8 protein-coding genes are annotated in these 11,076 nt (G+C 36.9%); 7 read left to right on the forward strand and 1 reads right to left on the reverse strand.

The genetic code is table 11. From position 1 onward, the window contains the following. Window positions 1-3: 3 nt before the first annotated feature. Genes Q7S57_04050 through Q7S57_04060 form a run of 3 tightly spaced genes read left to right on the forward strand, consistent with a single transcriptional unit; the run spans window position 4 to window position 4,633 of the window. A complete protein-coding gene (locus tag Q7S57_04050) occupies window positions 4-1,689 on the forward strand; it encodes an AIPR family protein (GenBank protein ID MDO8512420.1) in 1,686 nt (561 codons plus the stop codon). A gap of 4 nt (window positions 1,690-1,693) precedes the next feature. Then, window positions 1,694-4,381, forward strand: coding sequence for a DEAD/DEAH box helicase family protein (locus Q7S57_04055; protein MDO8512421.1), 2,688 nt, complete (start codon window positions 1,694-1,696; stop codon window positions 4,379-4,381). 15 nt (window positions 4,382-4,396) lie between these two features. Continuing rightward, window positions 4,397-4,633, forward strand: coding sequence for a hypothetical protein (locus tag Q7S57_04060; GenBank protein MDO8512422.1), 237 nt, complete (start codon window positions 4,397-4,399; stop codon window positions 4,631-4,633). Between the two features lie 432 nt (window positions 4,634-5,065). Here the strand turns inward: Q7S57_04060 and Q7S57_04065 are convergent, their stop codons facing one another. After that, entirely contained in the window at window positions 5,066-5,389 is a 324-nt protein-coding gene (locus Q7S57_04065; GenBank protein ID MDO8512423.1) for a hypothetical protein, read from the reverse strand. Between the two features lie 284 nt (window positions 5,390-5,673). On the opposite strand from Q7S57_04065, the gene Q7S57_04070 reads away from it, so the two are divergent. From Q7S57_04070 to Q7S57_04085, 4 genes are all read left to right on the forward strand, one after another. Then, window positions 5,674-6,396, forward strand: coding sequence for a thermonuclease family protein (locus Q7S57_04070; protein ID MDO8512424.1), 723 nt, complete (start codon window positions 5,674-5,676; stop codon window positions 6,394-6,396). 102 nt (window positions 6,397-6,498) lie between these two features. Then, window positions 6,499-7,032, forward strand: coding sequence for a nucleotide exchange factor GrpE (gene grpE / locus Q7S57_04075; protein ID MDO8512425.1), 534 nt, complete (start codon window positions 6,499-6,501; stop codon window positions 7,030-7,032). Window positions 7,033-7,041: 9 nt separating this feature from the next. Beyond that, the gene (locus Q7S57_04080; GenBank protein MDO8512426.1) at window positions 7,042-9,555 is read left to right on the forward strand and encodes an Hsp70 family protein; all 2,514 of its coding nucleotides are present in this window, start codon (window positions 7,042-7,044) and stop codon (window positions 9,553-9,555) included. Between the two features lie 5 nt (window positions 9,556-9,560). Beyond that, a partial coding sequence (locus tag Q7S57_04085) for a hypothetical protein (protein MDO8512427.1) occupies window positions 9,561-11,076 on the forward strand: 1,516 nt, incomplete at its 3' end.

The following is an 11,076-nucleotide window of genomic DNA, read 5'->3' on the forward strand; positions in this document are numbered from 1 at the left end:
ATTATGAATCTAAATTACCAATTGATTAAAAAAGAAGTTAATGGAATTGATAAGAAACTTGCAACACAAGCCAAGGCTCATGACGACGGAAAGAAATTTTCGTTGTTGGTGTTAAAAAAACTGTCTGGATACAGAGGGCAGAAATTATTAAAATTTTATTCAGACAGCGGTGGTGATCATCAAATAGACTCAGTTTATCTGTATGAAGGTAAAGATGAATTAGTAATCAATATTGTCACGTGTATTTTTAGTTCTAAACCTCAAGCTACGTTTTCGGATAAAGATATAACAGATTTTATTATTGGTCTGCACTATTTGTTGTTTGGAGGAGATGCTCCGGTGGATATAAACGAAAAAATAAAGGAAATAAAATCAGAAATCGATGAGCAAAAAGAATCTTACGAAAACAATTACTCAGTAAGTGTTAAATTTGTTTCAAGTGCTGATGTGGTATTGAATCATGATAGTAAAGCTCAAATGACAAAGTTTCAGAATGAAATAACCACATCGGGTATAGATTTTTCTTTTGAGGAAATAAATGGTCAAAATATTTCCGCAATGTTTTCTTCTAGAGTTGTTCTGAAAACGGCGATTCCAATAAAACTATCAGGAAGATCATATTATCCACTTACCGCAAAAGAAGGGTTTATATGTAGATTGCCAGTGAATGAATTAATAAAAATTTACTTTGGATTTAAAGACGGTTTAAAGGATTACAAAGGATATGGCGACTATCTATTCACGGATAATATTAGAAAAGATTTGGGTATAGAGAGAAAAATTAATCAAAAAATTTACGAAACGGCTACTGATGATGCCGCGTCGGAAGAATTCGAGTATTTTAATAACGGTTTAACGATTCTTTACGATGAAATTTCTGGTGCTGTGACAGGAGATAGTCCGTCAATATATTTAAAAGGACTGCAGGTTGTAAATGGATGCCAAACGGTAAATACTTTAATTAGGGCACATAATGATGGTAAGCTTTCTGAAAGTATTTATATTACTTGTAGATTTATTAAGCGCACGGATGATCAAAAATTTGTTCAGTCTGTTATAACTTACACAAACTCGCAAAATGCGATTTCTGAGAGAGATTTACATTCCAATGATCCAGTCCAGTATAATATTCAGACCTTGTTGGACAAGTATCATGTATTTTATGAACGCAAACTGAATGAATTCAAGGATGTCTCGGAAACAGCATTGATAATTGATGCTCTCGATGCTGCACAGGCCTATCTTTGTTGTGAACTTAAAAGACCAAACAAGGCGAAGCAGGAAAAGAGGAAATTATTTGGTGTTCTTTATGAGGAGATATTTGATTCTAAGAAGTCTGATCTGGCGCATCGATTGCTTATTTCACACTTGGTCTTGGATGCTGTTTTGGTGAGACAGGCTGAACATAGACAGAAGAAACTAAAGACAAAAAAAGCAGGAAAGACTCCAAAATATAAGATAGATGATCTTGTCATTTCACATGGTTCATATCACATAGCGGCAAGATTGTATCAAAAGTGGTTTGGGGCTGATTCAGATTTAGAAAAAACCGCAAAGAATAAGAAGTTACCAAAGTGCTTCAACGAAGACTATAAAAAGACGATAGAAGAAATCGCTATGACAATTGAAAAATCTGGAACACAACGCGAAGATATACCAAAATATTTCAAAGCAAACCACTTATTATAATATTATGGCACTTCATAAAGATTTCCCAAAAGATCCATACGCAATATTAGACCCGAGCATTCGGTGGTTTCCCGCTGATGAAGACTTGCGTGATAAGGGATATGAAAAGCTCTTACCACCCTTAGTCGCTGATTTGCGTAAAAGAGTTAAAGAATGGCGCGAAAAACATTATGAAGGTGCTAGTGAGACTTCAAAATCACTTCTTAATTGGTGGTTCAAAGAAGAACATATTTTATACGACCAACAGGGCGTGGCATCGCACTTTCGGTACTATTTTGCTCAAAGAGAGGCCATGGAAACAGTCGTTTGGTTATACGAAGTTGCCAAGGTAAAAGATAAATACGATCTTATTCGCTATAATTCAACAGGTGTTTTAAGTCCACAGATGTTTACTGAGGACTGGCTACGTTTTGTCATCAAAATGGCGACGGGCGCTGGCAAGACAAAAGTAATGAGTTTGGTTATTGCTTGGGCATATTTTCATAAAAAGTATGAGCAAGATTCTCAACTAGCCAAAAACTTTCTTTTGATTACACCGAACGTAATCGTCTTTGAAAGAATAAAGAATGATTTTGAAGGGTTAAAGATATTTTTTAGTGATCCTGTTCTTCCAGACAATGGTTATCAAGGACAAAATTGGCATGACGATTTTCAAGTAACACTACATCTTCAAGATGATCTACGAAACGTTTCCGACACAGGAAATATTTTTCTAACGAATATCCATAGAGTATTTGAAGGTGATGTCAGAGAACCAAGTTTGGATGATGAAGATACTTCTGCATATTTTCTCGGTCACAGACCTGTCACAAAAACAAACGATTCAACTGTTGATTTGGGAATGATTGTCAGGGATATTGATGAATTAATAGTGATCAATGATGAAGCGCATCATATCCACGACGAAAAAATGGCTTGGTTTAAGTCTATTTTGGATATTGATAATAAGTTGAAACAAAAGGGTTCAGGGCTAGCTTTGCAATTAGATGTGACCGCTACTCCCAAGAAAAATGATGGCTCTATTTTTGTGCAAGTAATATCAGACTATCCTCTCGTTGAAGCAATTCACCAGAGAATTGTAAAAAATCCTGTTGTACCGGATGCGGCCAGTAGGGGAAAACTGAAAGAAAATCAAAGCGCCTTATTCAGCGAGAAATATAGGGACTATATAAATCTTGGTATAGAGGAGTGGCGTAAAACATATGAAGCGCTCAAACCAATGGGAAAAAAATCAATTCTTTTCATTATGACGGATGATACGCGCAATTGTGATGAAGTGGCCGATTATATTCGAACGAGTTTTGCTGATCTGAAGGATGCAGTTCTAACTATTCATACCAACAAGAGTGGTGAAATTTCAGAAACTGTTTCAGGAAAGAACAAGGAAGAATTAGATATTCTAAGAAAACAAGCAAACAATATCGATAGTTGGGAAAGTCCATTTAAGGTAATTATTTCGGTCATGATGTTGAAAGAAGGTTGGGACGTAAAAAACGTCACGACAATTGTTGGGCTAAGACCATACGCCGCAGAATCAAAAATTTTGCCAGAGCAAACACTTGGACGTGGTTTGAGAAGAATGTTTTTTGGAAACGATACTATCGAGGAATATGTGAGCGTAGTCGGTACACCTGCTTTTATGGATTTTGTAGAGTCAATCAAAGGCGAGGGTGTGATTCTTGAAAAGAGAGCAATGGGTTCCGGGGCAAAACCAATTGCGCCGATGGTTATCGAAGTTGATAAAGACAATCCTAAAAAAGATATTGAGAAATTGGATATAGAAATTCCGGTAATGTCGCCAAGAATTCAAAGGGAATATAAAAATCTTGCGGAATTAGATGTTGCTATTTTTGGAAACGCAAAAGTTAAGGTAAAAACTTTTTCCGAAGAGGAAAAAAGAGAGATAGTATTCAAAGATGTGGTTGGTGAAGTAACTCACCATACAACCATATTAACGGGTGACATTGATCCAGATTATCAAAGTGTTATCGGTTTTTTTGCGCAAGCAATAATGCGAGAACTCCGGCTGTTCGGCTGTTATGATATTTTGTTCGGAAAAGTAAAAGAATTTGTGCAAAGTCACATGTTTGATCAACCGGTTGAATTGTCGGACTTAAATACGCTAAGAAATTTATCAGAGGTCGAATATATACATCTTATAAAAGAATCATTTAAAAAAGCTATCAATGAGCTTACTGTTCAAGACACTGGTGACACTGAAATAAAGAACTATATCAAAATCAGTGAGGCACGACCGTTCGTGGTCAATGATAAATCGTATTTAATCCCCAAGAAGTCGGTTTTCAATAAGATTATTGGTGATAGTGATTTTGAACTGACTTTTTCTGATTTTATTGAAAACTGTGATGATGTAATTTCTTTCTCAAAGAATTTTCAAAACAAGGAAGCCAACGCATTGCGGATTGAATATAAAAATTCAGAAGGATTCATCGCTACTTATTATCCCGATTTTTTCGTTAAGACAGACGATAAGACAGTTTATATAGTTGAGACAAAAGGAAGAGAAGAAGATGATGACAAATTGAAATTTGAACGATTAGAAAAATGGTGTGAAGACGTAAATAGTCGGCAAACAAAGATGGTTTACAAACCACTGTATATAAAACAGGAAAAATGGGCTAAAGACAGACTCAAAAATTTTGATGAAGTTGTTCGGTTGTTTAGTAGATAGTGGTAATTGCTACAAATGAAACTCTTTCGCTACAGAAAACCGTCATTGAAAACTCTTGTTGGGATTACGGCGGTAAAAAGAAGAATTAGGAAAGCAACTGGTATTAGCACATTTGAGCGTTACACCAAACCCAGTCGGGTCAAACAGCGCATTAAACAGAAGGTTGGTATTTATAGTCCACCCATGACAATTATTCGACAAACCTCAAAGGGAATAATTCCAAGTATTCTTGGGTTATTTAAAAATAAATAACTGCTTAGGATGTTGTCATATAATGGATTTAGTGGCAGTGAGCGGGCAAAAGTAGGACGTATTCAATTGACTACTATACGTAGTGGTGAATTTCCTGCACCTAAACAGTGCGAGCTATGCCTTCAAAACAAAGGGCAAATGCAACTGCATAACGAAGATTATTCGCGTCCGTTTGAAGATGCTCACCCAATTTGTCGTTGTTGCCATGGAGCATTACATTCTAGGTTTAAAAACCCAAACCGCTGGCAGAAGCGTCTTGTGATTATTCGACAGCTACGGAGGGAAAGTAATACTAAGTTAATTAATAATTGGTGGGAGCATTTATGTTAAGGGTTGGATTAAGTCATTGCAACCAAAATAGATAATCAATTTTTATTAAGCTGAACCAATAAATTTATTTAATTAACAAACACAATCCATCTCAAATGATCTCTAAATCCGATTATATGCAATTTTTGCGCCACCCGGCGTGGTTATTTCCTCTATATTTTGAACATGAACTGTTCGGGGTTCTTTTGGTTGGATATTCGGGATTACAAAAGGTTTCGGGAGATCAACAGCCCCGTATTTAGTGGTATCAACAAAAACTTGTATATTTGCTGAAAGAGTTTCTCGAAATTGTTTTTGGATCTCTTCGTGTTGTGGCTTCTTGGTCTTTTTCATCATAATTTTAAGTGTTCTATATTGGTATGGTATTAGATTGACTAGTAAGTCAAGGGGGTGCAATTTTGATAGAAACTTAGTATTTATGTTCATAACGCCATTTTTTTTGCTAATTTGGCCAATTTTTAGCTTTTACTGGATCGCGAGAAGTTGATTATTAACTCTTTTCAAGCTACAACATAGATACAACTAATTGCCTAACCCTCGCTCAAACCGAGGTATGGTGCCGGAAAACTGTCTAGGATACTGACCCCGTCGTTCAGCATACCTAGACAGTCATATCCCGAAAGGGTTATGGGTAGTCGAAAGACTACCGGCTGGCGGCGGGCTTTGTGTATCTGTCCCTAGCCGTTCATTCATAAAACTGTCTAGGTGCCATGAAAAATAAATATCTTTTATTTTCTACGTTAGCTTTTTTCTTTTTAGTATTTTTTAGTACTCATCCGGTTTTTGCTGTTGCTAAACCAACTCCACTCTATCCGGTTGTAAAAGTTGTTGATGGCGATACCATAGACGTAAAAATCGGTATCAAAGTTGAGCGTCTTCGCTTGATCGGAATGGACACTCCAGAAACAGTTGATCCGAGAAAGCCAGTCCAATGTTTTGGCAAAGAAGCTTCTAATAAAGCTAAATCAATACTCTCAGGGAAAAGCGTTAGTTTGAAAAGCGACCCAACGCAAGGAGATCGGGACAAATACGGCAGACTATTGCGCTACGTATATTTATCCGATGGTACTAACTTTGAAAAACTTATGATTAGCCAAGGGTATGCTTATGAGTACACCTATATTATTCCGTACAAGTATCAAGCTGAATTCAAGAAAGCCCAAAAAGATGCTCAATTAAAGAAACGCGGATTGTGGAGTCCAACTATCTGTAATGGCAGTACAAATCAAGCGTCAAAGAAAGTAGCGACAACCCTCACACCAAAACCTACACAACCAAAGTCAGCTCAATCTGTCACAACTCCGGTAGTAAAGAAAAGCGTGAATAACCTCTGTCATGCCAAAGGGACGAAATACTACGATCAAACAAAAGTGTTTACCTCTTATTCTACACTTCAAGCATGTATAAAAAGTGGTGGAAAGTTACCGAAATAACTATAGCACCATAAATTTGCTTATATGGCCAATTCCAGCGTACATTTAAATAAGACTATATCATGGGGCATTGATAAAATAGAGTATTAACGATATGACAGTATGAGCAAAATAATTTCACAAAATCTAAATATCGTCACCTTTATTATTTTTGTGTTATTGGCAGGTATTTTTGTAGCTCTATTGCTCCTTGTATATTTGAACAAAAATCGGAAAGATAATTTATCCTTAAAGCTTGATGAGCTTTATGCAAAAATAAAGGAGGATATTAAATTTTCTGTTGCCCCTAAGCATATGGAGTTATCTATCGGAGTGAATGAGCTTATGGATCTTGCTGTCGAAGTATGGCGCATTGAACAAAGGGTTGCTAAATCCGCTTCGAATTTACAGGAAAACCAGTTTAAGGGGTTAGAAAATTCCGTACAAAAATTGAAAAGGTACCTTGCCAAGTATGATATTGAAATAGTCGATTATAAAAATCAAAAATATAATGATGGGCTTAATCTCGATATATTATCAGTTGAAAAAGATCCTACACTTCCAGAACCGATGGTAAAGGAGACTATTGAGCCCACCATCATGTGCAAGGGGCAAGTCGTTCGTAAAGCAAAAATAATTCTAATTAGCAACCATTAACTTTTCGGTATGGCAAATCAACAGAATATTCAGATTGGTATTGATCTTGGCACAACGAATTCATCTGTTGCCATCAACAAGAACGGCAACATCGAAATCGTGAAGAAACCAGGAGGCGTGGAGTATACACCGTCCGTTTTTGGTTTCAACAAGGCCAAGAACGGGGTGGTGGGCCAAGCAGCTTATAATAGTTTTTCTAATGACACATCGGAAGAGGTGATTAAAAACTACAAATTTGAAGTTAAGAGATTAATGGGTACTTCGGAGAAATTCCATTTCGAGAGAGCTGATGTAGAAATGGGACCAGAAGAAATTTCAGCCGAAATTCTCAAGAGTCTGAAAGAGGACATTTTAAAAAAATATCCTGATTTTAATACGATAGCCGCCGTGATCACAGTCCCGGCTGCTTTCTCTAATCTCCAAGCTGAGGCGACCAAACGAGCTGGTAATCTGGCTGGATTTAAACATGTAGTATTACTTCAAGAACCCATTGCGGCTGCTATCGCTTATGGCTCTACAAACACCAAGAATGAAAACTGGCTCATTTACGACCTTGGTGGTGGTACATTCGATGTGGCGCTGATCGCTTCAAAAGACAGGGCACTTTCAGTACTTAGTCATAACGGTGACAATTTCCTTGGCGGTAAGAATTTTGATCTAGAGATTATCGATAAGGTGATAGTGCCAAAGATTTTAGAAAAATTTTCTATTAAAAACTTTAATAGAAGCAACAAAAAATATATAGGCGTTTTCTCTAGATTAAAATTACTTGCCGAGAATGCCAAAATTGAGCTTTCCGAATATGACAAGACCTCAATCCTAATAGAGAATGTCGGAAAGGACGACGAGGATAAGGAGATTTTCGTTACCATTAACCTTACGAGAAAAGAATTTGAGACGCTTATTAAACCGATGGTTGATCGCACTATAGAACTCTCAAAGGAAACTTTGAAAGATGCCGGTATTAAAAACAGTTCTGTTGCGAAAGTAATCCTTGTTGGTGGACCAACGCAGATTCCGTATATTCGAGAAAGAATAGAGAGTGACCTTAAAATAACTGCGGATGCATCTGTTGATCCTCTTACTGTCGTTGCTAGGGGTGCTTGTGTGTTTGGGATTGGGCAAAAGATTCCAAAGGAGTTACAAGAAAATGGTGGTAAAAAACTCAAAGAAGGAACTTTGTCTATCAATTTGAATTATGAATCTATGACTTCTGATACAGAAGAGACAGTCAGTGGTGTTATAGAATATTTTAAGGATACTGAGGATGAGTACTATATACAAATTCAATCAGATAGTGGTTCTTATAATGGTTCAAAGATTAAATTAAAAGGTGGTAAATTCTTTGATACGGTTGCTGTCGAACCGAATAAACCAAATACCTATTGGTTGTACCTTTTTGATAAACAAGGAAATTCTATTCCGATTGATCCGGACTCGTTCACCATTACTCAAGGTCTATCGGTATCCGGTGCTCCACTCCCTCACTCGGTCAAAATCGTTGTTGTTCAAAAGGATTATACAAGGAATGTAGCTTTTAATACCTGCGTCCTAGTTTCTGAAAAAGGAACAATGCTCCCTATCAAAAAAGATCTCACTGATTATAAAACATCAAGAAAGTTAAAAAGGGGCGAGGAAAATGATTTAGATATTATAGTTGTTGAAGGTGAATCCGAGACGCCAGATCGTAATGGATTTTTATGCAAAGCGGGCATCAATGGCAAGGACTTGCCCCACGATCTCCCCGAGGGAACCCCAGTAGAATTAACTGTTGTGGTAAATGAATCACGAGAAGTTTTTCTTACAGCATATATTCCGCTGATTGACCTTACTGTTAATGCTCGTTCAACTTCGCATGACGAAACTATTGAGCTTAAGAATATCGAAGAAGATTTAGAAACTCAAAAAGAAAGAGCAAAAGTTGCTTCAGAAAACCTATTGCCTGAGGAAAGACAAAAAATTGATAATAACATTCAATCCGCTCAAAATAGCGTTAGGAATGCTTCCGTAGACGAGGACGAAAAAATGAAAGCAAATAAACAAATTAAAGATATTAAGATCGCGCTGGATAAAATTGAAAAAGAAAAAGAAATGCCACAACTGGTCAAGGAGTTCAAAGATGGTATCCAAGATACTCAGTCGATTATTAATGACTATGCGGACGAAAAAGACAAAGCTATAAACAACGACCAGTTAAGCAAGCTCAAGACCGAAGGAGAAAAGGCAATAACAGATAGCGATAAGTCTCTTTTGATTCGGATCATTGAACAAATCAAAGAGCTTAGTTCAAAGGCGGTATATTCTAATCCGGCTACTTGGGTTCATCAATTCAATAAAATTACTTCTGGTAAGACTAATTTTATCAATGTAAAAGAAGCGAAGTACTATATTGAAAAAGGTAAAAGAGCGATTGAGCTTGGGGATGTCGACGAGATAAAACGTTGCGTTCATAATTTATTGCTCTTGCTCCCATCCGATGTGCAAGAAACAATAAAAGATAATCTTTCGGGCATAACCCGCTAAAATATATGTCACAAACACTCAAAAACAATGCATATCACATCCTCGGCCTGGACACTTCTGCCAGCGAGAGGGATATCCTTAAACGGTCAAAAGAGATAATTAATCGCCTCAAGGCTGACGATGTTCCTACTTACGATCTAGATTTATTCAAAGATTTCCGAACTGAGGATTCAGTAAAGGATGCCTTACAGCAACTTCAAGCTCCAAAGAAACGGATCAAAGAATATTTCTTTTGGTTTCAGATTGCCGATAGTGTTGATGAACAAGTGCTAGGTCTACTCAAGCTCAAAGATTATTTGAATGCTATCCGGACCTGGGAGAATGCTTCTGAAGGTCAGAATACGAAAGCTTTCTTTTATAAAAAGAATCTTGCTATCTTGTACTGCCTCATGCTTTCTGCGGAAGATAATAAAGGCTATTTACAAAACTCTCTGGCTATATGGAAAGAGCTTATTGATTCAGATAAATTTTGGGCTTCTTTTTCCAAAGTTTACCAACTCCATGATGAGCAGACGGCCAGCGAAGACATTATCTCTGATTTCAAGAACCATGTAGCGAAGTATCTATCCGATATATACACCGAGCTTCATCACATACACAAAAATAGTGACTACGTTAATGAGCTCCAACAAGTCTTTTCAGTAAAGGGAGAGAGAATGGAAAAGAGTGTTTTAGGACCGGCTTATCACGCGATCGGTAAGGCTGTTGAAGGACTTGAAAAAATGGAAGTAAGTAAGGATGGCAAGTTTGATAAAGAAGAATCAGAAGCAATCAAAGGGTTGGTTGCTTCGGTGTCCTCGGAACTAAACAAGCTAATTGACCTTGGACTATATGACGACAGTCAAACTAAAATTATGCGTGATCGTGCGGCAAACGCGTTACGTGCCGTTGTTCTTGATTTGCATAATAATCTAAGCGAACTCGATAAGTCCCATGGGCTTTTGGAGGTGGCAATTAAACTTGCTGGTACAGAAAGTCTGAAAAACAAACTTCAAAGTGAGCTCGAGCAAATCCAAAAGAGTATTAAAGATGATGCAGAAAATTCTCTCGCAATCAAGATATCAGGAATATTTTCAAACTCTACTATTGTTTTCAAAACTAACTTTGTTGAGTATAAAAATAAAAAGATTTTCTATAAAGATGCTACCGGTATCTCTTTTGACTCAACTGCGACTAGACACTCGATCAACGGTATACCAACAGGGACGACGTATGCATATAGAATATCCATTATCTCTGAAAAAGAAACTATTTCGCTATCTTTTTCTGCAAGTAGAGATGAGAGTAAGGAAAAGGAGGATTGGTCAAAATTGGTTAATTGGACAATTAGTTTAATTGAACCTCTTATTGTAAAAAGAATAGTTGATCAGATCTTTTCTCGTGGAGAAAATGTAAAAATTGGTGATGTTGAATTCTCAAAACAAGGGTATTCAAAAATGAAATATAAATTGTTTGGTGAAAATGAAAAGATGATGGTTAAGTGGTCAGATGTATACATCCCAAAGTTACATCAAGGAGCTG

This window comes from bacterium (genome assembly GCA_030647555.1).
In the GTDB taxonomy this organism is placed as follows: domain Bacteria; phylum Patescibacteriota; class Andersenbacteria; order UBA10190; family CAIZMI01; genus CAIZMI01.